Origin of the sequence: Motilibacter deserti (assembly GCF_011250635.1) — a bacterium.
In the GTDB taxonomy this organism is placed as follows: Bacteria; Actinomycetota; Actinomycetes; order Motilibacterales; family Motilibacteraceae; genus Motilibacter_A; species Motilibacter_A deserti.
In genome coordinates this window covers 1-15825 of record NZ_JAANNP010000038.1, presented here as the reverse complement: position 1 = coordinate 15825, position 15825 = coordinate 1, and the positions used below count along the sequence as shown (strand labels likewise).

General features: G+C 76.2%; 12 protein-coding genes. 8 read left to right on the top strand and 4 right to left on the bottom strand.

Features of this window, described 5'->3' with window-relative positions; translation table 11 throughout:
- The first annotated feature begins 125 nt into the window (after positions 1-125).
- The gene (locus tag G9H71_RS17500) at positions 126-755 is read left to right on the top strand and encodes an RNA polymerase sigma factor (protein WP_166284081.1); all 630 of its coding nucleotides are present in this window, start codon (positions 126-128) and stop codon (positions 753-755) included.
- A 41-nt stretch (positions 756-796) separates the two neighbouring features.
- Here G9H71_RS17500 and G9H71_RS17495 read toward each other — a convergent pair whose 3' ends face one another.
- Positions 797-2389, bottom strand: a complete 1593-nt coding sequence (locus G9H71_RS17495; protein ID WP_166284080.1) for a serine protease — start codon at positions 2387-2389, stop codon at positions 797-799.
- A 303-nt stretch (positions 2390-2692) separates the two neighbouring features.
- Between G9H71_RS17495 and G9H71_RS17490 the strand changes: the two genes are divergently transcribed.
- The 3 genes from G9H71_RS17490 to G9H71_RS17480 all read left to right on the top strand — a co-directional run bounded on the left by G9H71_RS17490 (position 2693) and on the right by G9H71_RS17480 (position 6823).
- Entirely contained in the window at positions 2693-3208 is a 516-nt protein-coding gene (locus tag G9H71_RS17490; protein WP_166284079.1) for a hypothetical protein, read from the top strand.
- The gene (locus G9H71_RS17485) at positions 3205-5160 is read left to right on the top strand and encodes a sensor histidine kinase (RefSeq protein WP_166284078.1); all 1956 of its coding nucleotides are present in this window, start codon (positions 3205-3207) and stop codon (positions 5158-5160) included. The genes G9H71_RS17490 and G9H71_RS17485 overlap by 4 nt, the downstream gene beginning before the upstream one ends.
- Positions 5161-5290: 130 nt before the next feature.
- Positions 5291-6823, top strand: a complete 1533-nt coding sequence (locus G9H71_RS17480; protein ID WP_166284077.1) for an FAD-dependent monooxygenase — start codon at positions 5291-5293, stop codon at positions 6821-6823.
- Between the two features lie 15 nt (positions 6824-6838).
- Here the strand turns inward: G9H71_RS17480 and G9H71_RS17475 are convergent, their stop codons facing one another.
- Together G9H71_RS17475 and G9H71_RS17470 are read right to left on the bottom strand one after the other, a co-directional pair.
- A complete protein-coding gene (locus G9H71_RS17475; protein WP_166284076.1) occupies positions 6839-7711 on the bottom strand; it encodes an ABC transporter permease in 873 nt (290 codons plus the stop codon).
- Positions 7708-8727 carry an ATP-binding cassette domain-containing protein gene (locus tag G9H71_RS17470; RefSeq protein WP_231135005.1) on the bottom strand — a complete coding sequence of 340 codons (1020 nt, stop codon included), beginning with the start codon at positions 8725-8727 and terminating at the stop codon, positions 7708-7710. The genes G9H71_RS17475 and G9H71_RS17470 overlap by 4 nt, the downstream gene beginning before the upstream one ends.
- 38 nt (positions 8728-8765) lie before the next feature.
- Between G9H71_RS17470 and G9H71_RS17465 the strand changes: the two genes are divergently transcribed.
- The 4 genes from G9H71_RS17465 to G9H71_RS17450 all read left to right on the top strand — a co-directional run bounded on the left by G9H71_RS17465 (position 8766) and on the right by G9H71_RS17450 (position 15061).
- On the top strand, positions 8766-9404 hold the full coding sequence (locus G9H71_RS17465; RefSeq protein ID WP_166284075.1) for a TetR/AcrR family transcriptional regulator C-terminal domain-containing protein: 639 nt from the start codon (positions 8766-8768) through the stop codon (positions 9402-9404).
- Positions 9405-9418: 14 nt separating this feature from the next.
- The gene (locus tag G9H71_RS17460) at positions 9419-10207 is read left to right on the top strand and encodes a glycosyltransferase (RefSeq protein WP_331273078.1); all 789 of its coding nucleotides are present in this window, start codon (positions 9419-9421) and stop codon (positions 10205-10207) included.
- A gap of 5 nt (positions 10208-10212) precedes the next feature.
- Positions 10213-11670 carry a polyprenol phosphomannose-dependent alpha 1,6 mannosyltransferase MptB gene (gene mptB / locus G9H71_RS25255; RefSeq protein WP_166284074.1) on the top strand — a complete coding sequence of 486 codons (1458 nt, stop codon included), beginning with the start codon at positions 10213-10215 and terminating at the stop codon, positions 11668-11670.
- 2110 nt (positions 11671-13780) lie between these two features.
- Complete coding sequence (locus G9H71_RS17450; RefSeq protein WP_166284073.1) at positions 13781-15061, top strand: glycosyltransferase 87 family protein; 1281 nt, start codon at positions 13781-13783, stop codon at positions 15059-15061.
- A 117-nt stretch (positions 15062-15178) separates the two neighbouring features.
- Here the strand turns inward: G9H71_RS17450 and G9H71_RS17445 are convergent, their stop codons facing one another.
- On the bottom strand, positions 15179-15736 hold the full coding sequence (locus G9H71_RS17445) for a superoxide dismutase family protein (protein WP_231135003.1): 558 nt from the start codon (positions 15734-15736) through the stop codon (positions 15179-15181).
- Positions 15737-15825: the final 89 nt, after the last annotated feature.

The following is a 15825-nucleotide window of genomic DNA, read 5'->3' as shown; positions in this document are numbered from 1 at the left end:
CTCCTTCCGGCGGATACGCCGCAGCCGCGGGACGACGTCCCGACGCCCAGGACATCGGGGCCCTGCTCCGCGGGACAGCGTCGCAGCACGCTGGCGATACGGCCAACTGCTGAGGAGGAGTTCAGATGTCTGCCACTCGACAGCTGCACGACACGCGAGGCCCGGAGCGGCTCGAAGGGCTGCTGCAGGCCGCCGACGCCGGCGACCTCGCGGCGTGGTCCGAGCTCGTCGGGCGCTACGAGGCGCGGCTCAGAGCGGTGGGCCGCTCCTTCCGGCTGCCACCGGAGGACGTGGCGGACGCGATGCAGGTGACGTGGATGCGCCTCTTCCGGCACGCGGGGTCGGTCCGTACGCCCAGCGCGCTCGGGGGCTGGCTGGTCGCGGTCATGCGCAACGAGTGCCGGGACCTGCTGTCGCGGGCGCGCCCGGAGGTGGTGGGCGCCGACCTGCAGGAGCTCGAGCTGCCCGACGTGACGGTGGACGTCGAGGACGCCGCGCTCGGCTCGGTGGACGCCGGGCGCGTGCTCTGCGCGGTGCGCAGCCTCCCGCCGAGCCAGCGCCGGCTCATCCACGCGTTGTTCCTCAGCCCGTTCGCCTCCTACGAGCAGATCTCCGTGCAGCTGCAGATCCCGGTCGGCAGCATCGGCCCGACCCGGCGCCGGGCGCTCGCCCGGCTGCGCGAGCTGCTGGAGCCGGCCGTCGACGAGCCCGGGACCGACGGGCACGGTGTCGAGGAGTGCGCCCGCGCGGCGTAGCGCCGGCGACCGCGGCCCCCGCCCGGAGCTCGGCCCCTGCATCAGCCGGGGCCGAGTTCCTCGGCGAGCCGTCGGCGGATCGCGTCGATACGGGTCCCCTCGTTCGCCTCGTGGGTCCCGAAGCCGTGCAGCCGGGGCACGGCGTGGCCGCCACCGCGGTGCACCCCGATGACGTCCCAGTCCTTGTCGAATACGGGGCTGCCCGAGCTTCCCGGCCGGGTCGGCGCGCGGTAGTGCAGGCGCGTGTCGTCGTAGTCGAGCAGGGCGTTGTCCTGGATCGACACGCGCACCGCCGGCAGGGCGAGCGGGTGCCCGATCACGTAGACGCGGCTCGGGGAGGCCGTCCCCAGGGCGGGCAGGGTCGAGGCGACCGGGAGCGCCTCGACGCCGTCGGGAACGCGCTCCGGCTCGAGCACCGCGACGTCGAGGTCCTGCGGCGAGGAGGACCAGAGCACCTTGCCGACGCGAATCCCGGTGACCGGCGGCTCGAGACCGCGGAGCCCCACCCGGACGTGCTGTTCGCTGATCGCGCCCGGGACGACGTGCGCGTTGGTGAGCACCACGACCGGAGGCAGGCCGGGGTGCAGGGCGGTGCCCTCGACCAGGAAGCCGCTGCCGACCCCGTCCTCCTCCCGGTCGGCGAGCAGGGCGACCGACCGGCAGCGGTTCAGCAGCTGCAGGAACCACGTCCGCTTCTGGATGCCGTCGGAGCCGAACACCGCCTCGTAGCCCCACCCGGCGCGTTCCTGATCGCCCGCGGTGAGCGGGAGCTCGCCCGTGCCGATGTCGAGGCGGCCCCCGTCCGTTCCGAGCGCGAGCGCCGACACCGCCGGCACGACGCTCTGCACGAGCTCGGCGTACGGCCCGCAGTTCCAGAGCTCCAGGAGCTGCCGGCGCAGGCTCTGGGCCTGGAACGCCGTGACGCCGCCGTCGTCGGCGAGCCGGCGCAGCGCCGTCCGCAGGATCCCGCGGTCGCGCAGGGCCAGGGCCGCCTCGACCAGCGCGGGGCCGTCCCAGGTGTCCGGCGTGTCCCGGCGCGCCTCGACCTCGTCGACGATGCCGGCCGCGAGACGGCGGGCCGCGGACGCCGGGTCCACGACCCCGCCCGGCTGCAGCCCCTCGCTCGCGGCCCGGGCGAGCAGCGCGCAGACGTTGAGCCGGTGCCACAGGCTGCTCGGGTCGTCCGCGGGGACGGCGGCATAACGGGAGAGCGCTGCCGCAAGGTGCTCCTCGCGCCGCCCGGCCTCCGCCGACCGCAGGAACATCTGCTTGTGGGCCCTGCCCTGCAGCCCCCTCACCTCGGCCGGGGCGAATCCCGGCTCCTCCTGCTCCAGCTGGTGCAGCAGGGCGAGCGCCGGCGTCAGGTGTCCGAGCTCGATCAGGCCCTGCACGTGACGCAGCCGCACGAAGGGCAGGGAGAGGCCGGACTGCAGGGCGGATTCTGAAACTCTGCCGAGCGGCCCGAAGAACCCACCGTCACGCAGGACGTCGAGGGCCTCCCGCAACTGGGCCAAGGGGACCTGCCCGGCCAACAGCCGCCGGGAGAGACCGGCGCACGCCTCCTCCACCAGCCCGACGCTTCCGGCGCGCGCAGCACGCGTGAGCGCTTCGACCGTCGCGTCTAGCGCAGCCATCGCGGCGGGCCTTCACCCGGCCAGGTGCACGTCGCGGGTCGTACCGGTACCGCCTGCATCGACGCCTCCGCGTGTGGTCCGGGACCGGGCGGCCGGCCGGGGCGCGGGCACTGCCCGTACTCGGCAGACCTGAGCCGGAATTCGCGGTGATACCGCGGCTAGGCAGGGACTCTACGACTCTTCTGCGGCCGCCGGGGATACTTCCCACAAGGGCAATTGTTCCTTCCCTGGAATCGTGGCGAGCGGCCTGCGTGCTGCCGTAGCGTGACGGGCGGCCATTAGCCGTCCGAAGGGGGAAGCATCGTGAGTCAGTTCCCGATCGAAGACAGTGCCGTCACGACACCTGTTCTCGCGATTACTTCCGATGATCGATATCTGCACATCGGCGACAGCCAGGCCGCGTTGATCCGCCATCTCGTGCAGGACCTGATCAACGCCAGCTCCAAGCATTCGGTGCGCCCGCTGGCGGACTACGAGTGGTTCGACGCGGCCGGCAACCGGCTCCAGCTCGAGGTCTCCGACGGTGAGGCGGTCACCTTGCGGCTGACGCCGCTCGGCGCGTCCGTCGGCGAGCAGGAGCTCGCCGAGCGCGTGCAGGGCGTCCTCGAGGCGGGCAAGGCGCGCATCGAGCCCGCGGCCCGGGCCCTCGACCTCGACGAGGAGGAGCTGGCCCTGCTCGTGCGGCAGATCCCGCGGCTCGACGGCCGGCCCGTGCGCGACTTCCTGCAGGACCTCAGCCACCGGATGAACGAGCCGGTGCACCAGGAGACGCCGCCGGAGCACCGGGCCGGCTGGTTCCACAACACGTTCGCCCATTGACCCTGCAGCTCACGCCGCGCATCGGCACGCCGCCGGCCGGCGTCGCGGCGGGGATCGGCGCCCTCGCGCTGGCCCTGACGGCGCTGGGCCAGGCGTACGACCCGACGGACGCGGCCGCGGGCGACCTCGGCCTGCCGCTGGCGCTCGCCGTGTCGTTCGCGCCGCTCGGCTACTGGGTCGTCCTGCACCGCCCCGGCCACGTGGTCGGCCAGCTCATGCTGGCCGTCGGGCTCGCTGCGGTGGTCGCGTCGCTGGCGACGAGCTGGGCCCGGTTCACGCCGTTCGCGTGGGTGGGGCAGTGGTCGTGGTGGCCGCCCGTCGCGCTGCTCCTGCTCTGCCTGCTCGTCTTCCCCGACGGCCGGCTGCCGGGGCGGCGGTGGCGGGCCGTCGCCGTCGGCCTCGCGCTCGCCGCCGGGCTGGCGACGACCGCCATGCTCGTGGGCGCGCTCGGCGCCCCGCGCAGCTTCATCACCGACACCGACGCCCAGCTGACCGGCTGGCCGTTCGCCCTGCGCAAGGTGACGGTCGTCGCGATGGCGGCGGTGCTGCTGGCCTCCCCGGCGGTGCTCTGGTCGCTGGTGCAGCGGTGGCGGGCCGCCGACGCGCTCGTGCGCCGTCAGCTGACGTGCCTGGTGCCGGCCTGCCTCGCCCTGCTGGTCGGCGTCGTGCTCGACATCGCCGCCGTGCCGTACGCGCTGCCCGTGGCGGTCGCGACGATCCCCCTCGGCATGGCCGTCGCGATCCTGCGGCACCGCCTCTACGACCTCGACGTGCTCGTCAGCCGGGCCGTCGTGTGGCCGGTGATGACCCTGCTCGTCATCGCCGCCTTCTCGGTGGCCGTCGGGCTGCTCGGGCTGGTCGTGGGCGAGCGGACCACGTTGGGGAGCATCGTCGCGACCGCGCTCGTCGCCGTGGCCTTCGAGCCGGTCCGCGCCCGGGTCCAGCGCCGTGTCGACGCCGCGCTGTTCGGCAAGCGCGACGAGCCCTACATCGTGCTCTCGCAGCTCGCCGACTCGATCCGCCGGGTGGTCGACGCCCAAGCAGCCCTGCGCGACCTGCCGAGCAGCCTGGTCGAGCTGCTCCGGGTGCCCTGGGTCTCCGTCGTGCTGCGCGGCGCCCACGGACAGGAGGACGTGCTGAGCTACGGCCGTCAGCTGACGCCGCCGGAGTCCTTCCCCCTGCTCGCCCACGACAAGACGCTCGGCGAGCTGCAGGTCGGCCGCCGCAGCAGCAGCGACCACTTCAGCGCGAAGGAGCGCCGCCTGCTGCAGGACCTGGCCGCGCAGGCCGCGCTGGCGGCAGAGGCGTCGGTGCTCACCCGCGACGTGCAGCACGCCCGCGAGCGGCTCGTGCTCGGCCGCGAGGAGGAGCGGCGCCGGCTGCGCCGCGAGCTCCACGACGGCATGCGCGGCACGCTGATCGGCATGTCGATGCAGCTGCGCGCCCTCGAGCGCGGCCTGCCCGCGGCGTCGCCGGAGGTCGGCCGGCTGCGCGACCTGGAGCGGGACCTGCGTGGCTGCGCGGACGAGCTCGGCCGGCTCGTCGACGAGCTGCGCCCGGCCGCCCTCGACGGCGGGCTCGAGGCCGCTCTGCGCCGGCTGCTCGGCCGGATCTCCGACGGGCCCGTCGACGTCTCGCTGCAGGTCGTCGGCGGCCTCGACGCGCTGCCGGCGGCGGTCGAGGTCGCGGCGCTGCGCATCGTCTCCGAGGCGGTCACCAACGCGGTGCGCCACGCGGAGACCCCGAGCTGCACGGTCACGGTCGAGCGCGGCCGCGAGCTGCGCATCGTGGTCGACGACGAGGGCCGCGGGCTCGGGGCGGACCGCCGGGCGGGCGTCGGCCTGGACTCCATGGCGCAGCGCGCCGAAGAGCTGGGCGGCTCGCTCACCGTGAGCCCGCGCCGGCCGCGGGGGACCAGCGTCGAGGCGGTCCTGCCGCTCCCGCCGGGATAGCCGCGGTATCACCGGCTCGGCGGCGACCGGTCGAGAAGGTACGGGCGCGTGTCCGTCCCCCCGGTCAGGCGGCAGCGGTCGCGGGCGGGGAGCCCGCGGAGCGCGCCGTTCCCGAGCCAGGAGCGTGCGCATGAGCGAGGTCCTCGTCGTCGGAGCCGGCCCGACCGGCCTGGCCACCGGGTGCCTGCTGCGGGCGGCGGGCGTCGACGTCCGGGTCGTCGACCGTCGGCCCGAGCTGTCGGGCCCGGAGGACTCCGTCCTGCTGTGGTCGGCGACCCTCGGCGCGCTCGGGGAGATCGGGGTCGGGCCGCCGGTGCAGCTGGCGGGCCGCGCGGTGCACGCCGCGCGCTACGTCGACCGCGGTCGCGTGCTCGCCCGCGTCCCGCTGCAGGGGGAGCACCCCCACCTGCAGCCCGTCGTGCTCGGGCGGGCGACGCTGCAACGACTGCTCTGCGAACGCCTCGCGCAGCTCGGCGTACGCGTCGAGTGGGACACCGAGGCGCTGCAGATCGGGACGTCGGGGCACGGGGTGTCGCTCGTCCTGGACCGTCGCGGGCACCGCGCGGAGGCCGGCGCCGCGTACGTCGTGGGCTGCGACGGGGCCGACTCCACCGTGCGGGGGGCGGCCGGCGTCGGCTGGGAGGACGTGGGCGCCGCGGGGGACGGGGACTCCGCCTACGCCGAGATCGAGGCCCGGACGCGGCTCGACGCCTCGACCGCCCACGTCTTCCGCAGCGGCGGCGGCGTCGTGATGCTGCTGCCCACCGCGGCGGGCACCTGGAGCGTGGTGGGGTACGCGCGGGACCTGCAGTGGGGGCCGCGGCCGGGGACCGCCCAGCTGCAGGCCCTGCTGGACTCCTGCGGCGCGGCCGGGCTCGTCCGGGCCCGGCGGGTCGTCTCGTTCGTCCCCGGCGACGGCTCGCGCGGGGTGGCGGCGACGTACCGTGCGGGCCGGCTGCTGCTCGCCGGCGCAGCCGCGCACGCCCATCCCTCCCGCGGCGGCGAGGGCCTCAACCTCGGCCTGCAGGACGCGCACAACCTGGCCTGGAAGCTCGCGCTCGTGGTCCGTGGCGCGGCGCGCGACCGGCTGCTCGACAGCTACGACGCCGAGCGCCGCCCGGTGGCCCGGGCCGCGCTGCGGGACACCGCCGCGGAGGAGCGGCGGGTGCTCGCGGGGGAGTCGCGGATGGCGCGGTGGGTCCGGGGCAGCGTCCCGGCCCAGCTGCGCCGGGACGGCGAGCTCGAGCACCGGCTGGCGCGCGCCGCTGTCGCGGACGCCGACTACACCGGCTCGCCGCTGACGACCGGCAGCCGGCTCGCCGGGGCGGACCACGTGCCCGGCCGGCCGTTCCGCGTGGCCCCCGGCGTCGACGCGGCCGCCGCCGTGCGCGGCGACGGCGCGATCACGCTGGTGCTCGTCGCCGGGCGCGACGGGCCGGCCGCCACGCTCCCGGTCCTCCACGCGGTCGCGGACCGGCACGCCCCGCGCGTGCGTGCCCTGGCCGTCCCGGGCGCGCCGGGCACGGGCGCGCGCCCGGCCGCGGGCTACGTGCTCGGGGTCCGCCCCGACGGCCACATCGGCTACCGCGGCCCGGCGTCCGACCGCGGCTCGCTCGAGGCGTGGCTGCGCGACGGGGTGGGGCTGCTGCCCGGCCGGGGCTGAGCTCCCCTCAGGCGGTCACTCGGACCGGGACAGCAGCACGCACGCGATCGCCAGCAGCACGCCTCCCGTGCCGGCCACCACGGCCACGTCGAGCCAGACCGGGACGGGCCAGTCGCCCCAGGTGAGCGTCGAGCGCAGCTGCGCCGGCACCTCGGTGCCCGGCAGGTAGTGGAACGTCAGCCGGCGCATCGCGTCGACGGCGTACGACATCGGGTTCAGGTGTGTCAGCAGCCGGAGCCAGCCCGGCAGCGCGTCGCCCACGGGGAACAACGCCCCCGACAGGAACATCAGCGGCATGAGCAGCAGCTGCACGCGCGGCATGACGGTCTGGATCTGCTGCACCCGCACGGAGATGACGAGGCCGAACGCCGTGATGGCGAAGGCGGTCAGGAACAGCAGCGCCAGCGTCCCCAGCAGGAGCAGCGGCTCGTATGGGACCCCGACGAGCCCGGCGAGGGCGAGCAGGATGACGCCCTGCAGGGTCGCGACCGTCGCGCCGCCCAGGCACTTGCCGACGACGATCGCGCTGCGACTGACGGGCGCGACGAGCATCTCGCGGAGGAAGCCGAACTCCCGGTCCCACACGATGGAGATCGCGGAGAAGACGGCGGTGAACATGACGCCCGTCGCGAGCGTCCCCGGGAAGAGGAAGGTCGCGTAGTCGACGTCCCCGCCGGTGTCGAGGGCCGCGCCGAGCCCCTTGCCGAGCACGAACAGGAAGAGGATCGGCTGCATCAACGACGAGACCATGCGCCCGCGGTCCGTCCTGAAGCGGATGAGGTCGCGCTGCCACACCACGCGGGCGGCCCGCGCCTCGTGAGCGAGGCCACGACGGGCCACGAGCACCGGAGCGACCGGCGCCTGAACCCGGCTTCGGGTGTCTGTCATGCGGGCCGCCCTCCCCGGCGGGCCGGCCCCGCCGCCGCCATGCGTTCCTGAAGCCTGCTTCCGGTGTATGCGAGGAACACGTCGTCGAGGGTCGGCCGTGACACGCTGACGGCCCGGACCGTCAGCCCGAGCTCGAACAGCTGCGGCACCACCCGCTCCCCGTCCGGCGCGAGCACGACGAGGCCCGACCGCTCGTGCGTCGTCTCCAGGCCCAGCCGCTCCTCGATGACCGCGGCGGCCGCGGCGTCGTCGGCGGTCGTGAGGCGTACGCGGTCGTGCCCCACGCTCGCCTTCAGCCCGGACGGCGTCCCGAGCGCGCCGACCGTGCCCTGGTCGACGATCGCGATGCGGTCGCAGCGCTCCGCCTCGTCCATGTAGTGCGTGGTGAGGAAGACGGTGATGTCCTCCTGGCGCCGCAGCACGTCGATGTAGGTCCACAGCGTCGACCGCGACTCCGGGTCGAGCCCGATGGTCGGCTCGTCGAGGAAGAGCACGCGCGGCGAGTGGAGCAGGCCGCGGGCGATCTCGAGCCGGCGCTTCATGCCGCCGCTGAACGTGCGGACGACGCTCCCGCGCCGGTCGGAGAGCCCGACCATGTCGAGCACGGCCTCGATGCGCCCGGCGACGAGCCGGCGCGGGATGCCGTAGATGTCTGCGTGGAAGCGGAGGTTCTGCTCGGCGGTGAGGTAGTCGTCGAGCGTCGTCTCCTGGAAGACGAGGCCGATGTGGCGGCGCACCTCGGTGCGCTCGCGCACGACGTCGTGGCCGGCCACGGTCGCGGTGCCGGCGGTCGGCTGCAGCAGCGTGCAGAGGATCTTGATCGTCGTGGACTTGCCGGCGGCGTTGGGCCCGAGGAAGCCGAAGAGCTCGCCGGCCTCGACGCGCAGGTCGATCCCGCGCACGGCTTCCACCGTCGAGCTGCCCTTGCCGTAGCTCTTGCGCAGCCCCTGCACCAGCACCGCCGGCTCGGCCGCGGGCGCCGCCCCCGATGGTTGCTCGAACATCGTTAGAGCCATGCTCGGCAGCGTGCTCTAACGCCGTTAGAGTGTCAAGCGTGCCGCTGAGCCGCGAGGAGATCGTCGGGGCCGCCGTCGACCTGCTCGACGAGTCCGGCCTCGACGGGCTGACCCTGCGCACGCTGGCGTCGCGCCTCGGCGTGCGCGCACCGACGCTCTACTGGCACGTCAAGGACAAGCGCCACCTGCTCGACCTGGTCGCGCAGTACGTCATCGGCGGGTTCCGCACGCCCGGCAGGGAGGAGCCGGCCCCGGGACAGCCGGTGTGGGACTGGCTGGCCGACCGGGCGCGCGACCAGCGGGCCGCGCTGCTCGCCCACCGCGACAGCGCGCTCGTCGTCGCCGGCAACCGGCCCACCGCGGACGCCCTGCCGGCGATCGAGCGCACGCTCGGCGTCCTCGTCGCGGCCGGGTGCACGCCGGGGGAGGCCGTGCGCGTCCTGACCACGCTCGGCTCCTTCGTCATTGGCGACGCGCTGGAGACGCAGACGGCGCAGAGCCGGGCCGACGCGGGAGCGCACCCGCCGGCCGACCCGACCACGGGCGGCTACCCGCTGCTCACCGCCGCGGTCGCCGACGTCGGCGGGGACGAGGAGCGGTTCGAGGAGGGGCTGGGGCTGCTGCTGGGCGGGCTGCGCGCGCGGTTGGAGGCGCGGGAGGCGGCCCCGCCGGGCTGACTAGCCTGTGCGCCGTGAGCGACTCCTCCGCCTTCGCGGCCATCGTTCCCGCGCACGACGAGGGGGACCGGGTCGCGGCCACGGTGCGCGCGATCGCCGCGCTGCCGGGCGTCGACCTCGTCGTCGTGGTCGACGACGGGTCGTCCGACTCCACTGCCGCCCTCGCCGAGGAGGCGGGCGCCGTCGTCGTCCGCCACGGCCGCAACCGGGGCAAGGCCGCGGCGCTCGAGAGCGGGGCCGAGCTGGTCCGCGCGCTGGACCGCCGCGAGGGCGTACGCCGCCACCTGCTGCTGCTCGACGCCGACCTCGGCGCGACCGCCGTCGGCGCGGCCCCGCTGCTCGCCCCGGTCGCGGCCGGCGAGGCCGACATGACGATCGGGGTGCTGCCGCCGCAGACCCGCCCCGACGGCTCGGCCGCCGGCGGCCACGGCTTCGTCGTCAAGCTGGCCGCCGACGGTATCCGGCAGGCGACCGGCTGGGAGCCGCGCCAGCCGCTGTCCGGGCAGCGTGCCCTCACCCGGGAGGCGTTCGAGGCCGGGCTTCCGCTCGCCGCTGGCTTCGGGGTCGAGGCGGGGCTGACCGTCGACCTGCTGCGGCGCGGGCTGCGGGTGCGCGAGGTGGACGTCGACCTCGGCCACCGCGCGACCGGCAACGACTGGCGCGGCCAGCTGCACCGGGCGCAGCAGTGGCGCGACGTCTACCAGGCGCTGCGGGCCCGCGGCGCGTTCCCCGCGTGGGACACCACCCGCGACGTCGCCGCGCGGGTGCAGTCGATCGTCGCCCGCCTGCGCCCGCGCGGCTGACCGCGGTGCCGTCGCCGTCCCGGCTCGGGGCCGCGGGGGTCTGCGGTGTGGCCGGCAGCGTCGTCCTGGTGCTGGCCACGGGGCTGCTCGGCACGTCCGCTGCCCAGCCGCCGCTCGGCCCGCTCGGGCCGCTGCCGCCGTGGGCGCTCGACGCCCGGCCCAGCTCCGGGCTCGTGACCGTGCTGCTGCTCGCAGCGCTGCTGCTCGGCACGGCCGGGCTGGGCGCCGCCGTCCTGTCGGCCCTGCGCGGCTGGCGGCCGTCCGTGCGTCGCCTGCTCGCCGCTTCAGCGATCTGCACTGCGGCTCTCGTCCTCGTGCCGCCCATGGGCTCGGCGGACCACCTGAGCTACGCCTCCTACGGCCGCATCGCGGCGCTCGGGGGCGACCCCTACCTCACCCCGCCGGACCAGTTCGCGGGCGACGCCGACCCCGTCGTGAGCGGCGTCCGCCCGCCGTGGCGGTCGACACCATCGGTCTACGGCCCCGTCGCCACGGGCGTGCAGATGCTGGCGTCGAGCCTGGCAGGCGACGACCTCGCGCTCACCGTCTGGCTCCTGTCGTTGGTCTCAGGAATCGGCTTTTGGGGAACCGGGCTGCTGCTGTTGCGGCTGCGGCCCGGCGACCCCGTCCCGCTCCTGCTCTGGTCCCTGAACCCGTTGCTGCTGTGGGCGCTCGTCGCCGGCGCGCACGTCGACGCGCTCGCCGTGCTGCCAGCGGTGGCCGCGCTGCTCGCGCTGCGCCGCGGCCGGCACCTGCTCGCCGGCGGCCTGCTCGCCCTCGCCGTGGCGGTGAAGCTCCCCTTCGCGCTCGCCGCGCTGGGTGTGGCGTGGGCGCTGCGCCGCGACGCCCGCGCCTTCGTCACCACCGCGGCCGGCGGTGCCGCGACGCTCGCCGTCGCGTACGCCCTCGCGGGGCCGAACGCGCTGGACCGGCTCGGGCCGGCCTCCGAGCTGGTGTCGCTGGCGTCCCCCTGGGGGCCGGTCGCTCACGCGCTCGACGGGCCGCTGGGCTTCGGCACGTCGCGCTGGCTGACCCGGGCCATGGCGGCCGTGCTGGCCCTGCTCCTCGTTCTGGCGCTGCACCGGCTGCTGCCGCGGGCCGGCGCCGGGCGCGAGCAGGAGGCCGCGCGCGCCTGGCTGCTGCTCGCCCTGGCCTACGTCCTCGCCGCGCCCTACGTGCTGCCGTGGTACGACGCGCTGGCCTGGGCGCCGCTCGCCGCCGTGGGCGGGCCGGCGCTGGTCACCGCGGTCTTCGCGGCGCGCAGCCTGGTGCTCGCGGCGGCGTACGTCCCGGGACGCGTCGAGGGGATGTCGGCCCGCGTCGAGGACTGGACGCTCACGGGGCGGCGGGACGTGGCTCCGTGGCTGGCGTGGCTGGCCGCGGCCGCGCTGCTGGGGCTGGCCGCGCGCCGGCTTCGTCGAGCTCCAGCGCGTGCACGCTCGCCGCGAGCAGGAACGGGATGACGAGCATGAGGGACACGGCGGGGATCGCCACGCCGGAGTCGTTGACCGCGAACGCGACCGCCTGCAGCACGAGCAGGGCGGCGAGCGTGGGGCGCAGCAGCGGCTCACGCTCGTAGGCGCGCTGCAGAGCGGGCGCGTGCCAGCGGGCCGGGCGTCGCAGCACGAGGACCACGAAGACGATCGCGGCCGGCAGCAGCAGCGTCAGCGGGGTGCTGGTGAGCAGGCCGAGGTTGGCCCCCAGCTTGCGGGCGATCGTGCCGCCGGCCTCGCCGTCGCGTACCTCGATCACGAAGCGGCCGAGGTGGGTGCGCGACGTGGCCGGGCGCGCGGCGTCGGCCAGCCCGACCACCGCGAGCAGCAGGACGGCCGCCCCGAGGGCCGCGGCCAGCCGGACGACCGAGACCCGGCGCCCGCTCACGAGCAGGGCGAGGACGGCGAAGCCCGGCAGGATCGCCAGCACGCCGCCGACGTCCGCCCCGAGCGAGGGCGCCCCGTCGATGCCCAGCGTCGCGACCCCGACCAGGACGACGGCGGCGGTCGCGAGGCCGCGCCGCCCGGGCCCGCGGCCGAGGAGCCACGCAGCGAGGCCACCGGCCGCGAAGAGCGCTCCGGTGGCGAAGAGCGAGAAGGCCTGGTTGCCGAAGCCGTAGAACCGACCGGCGACGGTGGGGAAGTAGCCCATGAGGCTGCCGAGCTGCAGCCGCGCGCCGAGCAGGACGTCGAGCCCGAGGACGAGCGCCGTGACGGCGGCCACCGCGGTCGGCGGGCCGAGCGGGCGGCCGCGCCACGGCCCCGCCGCCGCGAGCGCCCCGATCGCGACCGTCAGGGCGGCGACCAGGGCGACGATCGCCGGCACGGGCGCCCCCGCCCGCCACCACGGCACGAGGTCCGCCAGGAACGTGGCGGCGGGCACCGCGCCGGAGGCCAGCGCGCCCCACCGCGTCCAGGTGAGCACCCGGCGGCGGGCCGGCCCCCAGGAACGCCGCAGCACGAGGGTGGCGAGCAGGTAGACGACGAGCTGCAGCCCGAGCAGGGTGATCCAGAACCACGACTGCGTCCCGCGGACCACCCGCTCCGCGTCGTCGGCCGCCACGAGGTCGTCCACGGCCTCCCCGAGCCCGTCGACCGGCGCCCCGGCCTCGAGCGGGGAGCCGACCGCCTCGTCCGGCACCGGCGCGCCGACGAGGCCCAGCACGGTCGGGGTGACGTCCGTGAGCTGGACGACCGCCTGGCGGCGGGTGGATGAGGAGTCCAGCCAGCTGGGCGCGGTGGGCGCCAGGTCGCTGTGCCGCACCGCCAGCCCGAGGTGCGTCTCGCCGCTGGCGTCGCCGGAGAGGCCGAGCACGATCCAGGTCGCCGGCCCCTGCCGGAGCTCGCGCACGCGCGCCGCCGCCGCGTCGACGGCGGCGACCTGCGCCGCCCGATCGCCCGCTCGGGCGTCGATGTCGCCGAGCTCGACCATCGTGACCTGGCAGCGCGTGACGTCGGCGGAGGTCGCGTCGGCGACGGAGGGCGCGTAGTACGCCACCCGCCCCGCCGGGTCCGCGGCCGCGAGCGCGGCGCCGGGGCCTATGGCGGTGACGCAGGTGCCGGGGGCCTGGGCCGCGGCCTCGGCGAGCAGGCCCGGGCGGGTGTCGAACCGCTCGTTGGCGTCGAGCCGCCCGATGGCCGCCCACTCCTGCACTCGCGCGCCCTCGCCGTCCGGCGTCACGGCGGGGCCGGAGGCCGGGCACGTCTCCTTCGAGCCGCCCGGGCCGCCGTGCTCCACGGCCTGCGCGCGGGTGCCCGCCCCGACCGTCAGCCAGCCGTCGGCCGGGCAGGTGACGGGCCGGGCCGTACGCGTGACGAGCGAGCCCACCGCGCCCTCGCCCGCCAGCTCCCACAGCGTCGGCGTCGCCTCGGGCGACACGTCGGACCAGCGCAGCCCACCCGCGCCGAGCACCACGACCGGTGAGAACCCGCCGGGGGAGTCCGCCGCGCCCGCCGGCGCCGGCAGGAGCGCGAACGTCACTCCGCCGAGCACCGTCACCAGGCGGGACAGCCGCCGGGCCTCTCGTCCGCGGCCGTCGCTCATCCGCCCATTCTGACGGGCTGCGTAGGCTGGCCCCCGATGGCAACGGGGTCCCGGTCCGCGCGGTGGTCCGCACCGTGGCCGTGGTGGCTCCTCGGGGCGGCCGTGCTCGCGCTCGGCGCCGGCCCCGCGCTGGTCGAGGCGCTCGACGTCCCGGCCTGGCAGCGCAACGTCGACCTCGAGGTCTACCGCGCCGCCGGCGTCTCGCTGCTCAACGGCCGGCCGCTCTACTCCTTCCTCACCGACGTCCCCAACCTGCTGCCGTTCACCTACCCGCCGTTCGCGGCGCTGGTGGCGTTGCCGCTGGCGCTCGTGCCGTTCGGTGCGGCCCAGGTGCTGTGGGCGGCGCTGCAGGTGTCGCTCGTCGTCGTCATCTGCGCGGTGTCGGCCCGCCCGCTGCTCGTGCGCTGCCGGCACGCGGCCCCCGTCGTGCTCGCCGCCCTGGCGTCCGCGGCCTGCTGGATGCTGCCGGTGTCCGACGGGCTCTTCTTCGGCCAGGTCGGCATCCTGCTCACCGCGTGCTGCCTGCTCGACAACGCCGTACGCGGCCGCTGGCCCCGTGGGCTGCTCGTCGGCCTCGCTGCGGCGCTCAAGCTCACCCCCGGCCTCTTCCTGATCCACTTCTGGCTGGCCGGGCGCTGGCGTGCCGCGCTCGTCGCCCTCGCCTCGGCCGCGGGGGCCACGCTCGGCGCCGCGGTCGTGCTGCCGCAGGAGTCGGTCGAGTACTGGGGCCGCGCGCTCTTCGACACCGAGCGCATCGGCTCGACGGCCGGGACCTACAACGGGTCGATCGTCGGCCTGTCCTCCCGCCTCGGGCCGGACACGGCGGCCGGGTCGCTGCTATGGGGGGCCCTCGCGGTCGCGGTCGCGGTGGCGGTCTACGGGCTGTGGGTCGCCGCCCGCGCCGCCCGCGCCGGCCAGCACGTCGCGGCCGTGGCCGTCGTCGGCGTGCTCACGGTCCTGCTCTCGCCGGTCGCCTGGCTGCACCACCTCGTCTGGGTCGTGCCCGGCATGCTGGCGCTCGTCGGCGACGCCCGCTCCCGGGTGCGCGTCGCGGCCGCCGTCGCCGTCTGGGCGCTGTTCAGCACGCCGCTCGACCTGCCGTGGCGCGGCGCGCGGATGCTCTACGACCCGGACGTGCCGCAGGCCTGGGCGCGGCTGCTGCAGTCGTCCTACACCGTCGGCGCGGTCCTGCTCGTCGTCGCGCTGCACCTGCTCGTCGTCCGGCCGGCGCGGCGCGGTCGCGGGTCGCTGCACGGCGGGCCGGCGGACGGTGCACCGGTGGCCGCGGACGTCGAGCGGGCGCGCGCGGGGGCGTGAGGGCGCGGGCCAGCTCAGCAGGTCGTGGAGCGCCAGCCGTGCCCCAGCACGGCCAGCGCTCCACACATCGCCTGTGCGGCGCCCGTCAGGACGGCACCGTGATGCAGGTGGCGCGGGTCAGAACGGCACCGTGATGCAGGCGACGCGGGCGCCCGCCATCCCCGCGACGCCCGGCCCGGTCTGGGTGAGCTCGGAGTGGATCACCACCGAGTTCGCGCGGCGGTTCGCGGGGAACTGCCAGTCGACCTCCGCCCGGCCGACGGCGTTGCCGCGGGCGTCGGTGGTGAAGTCGAGCCAGACCTCGTTCTCGGGGTTCGCGTACGCCGGGTCGACCGACGGCTGCACCGGGTCCACGACGTACTGGTAGTGCGGCCCCGCCGCCGCGCCCGTCGCGCCGCACGCGTTCGAGTGGACGTGCGCGCCGTACGCCCGGTTCGGCAGCAGCCCACGGACGCGCAGCGTGACCTCCGTGCCTCCCCTGCGGTCGTAGACCGCCGTCACGCGGGCGCGGGCGTCCGCGGGGACGAGCGCGGTGTCGTAGCGGGTGAGGTCGTCGCGCTCGCGGACGCGCTCGGAGGCCGAGGCTGCGGGCACCGCGAGCGTCGCGGCCATCGTCAGGGCGGCGGCGCCGGCGAGGGGGAGCAGAAGCGGGCGGTGCGAGGCGGTTCTCGACATGGGTCGTCCCTTCTGGTGCGGTTCGGAGGCACCCGTCCCCTTCCACCCGGCGGCGAGGCCTACGCGTGATCGTTGACGGCCACCGCGGC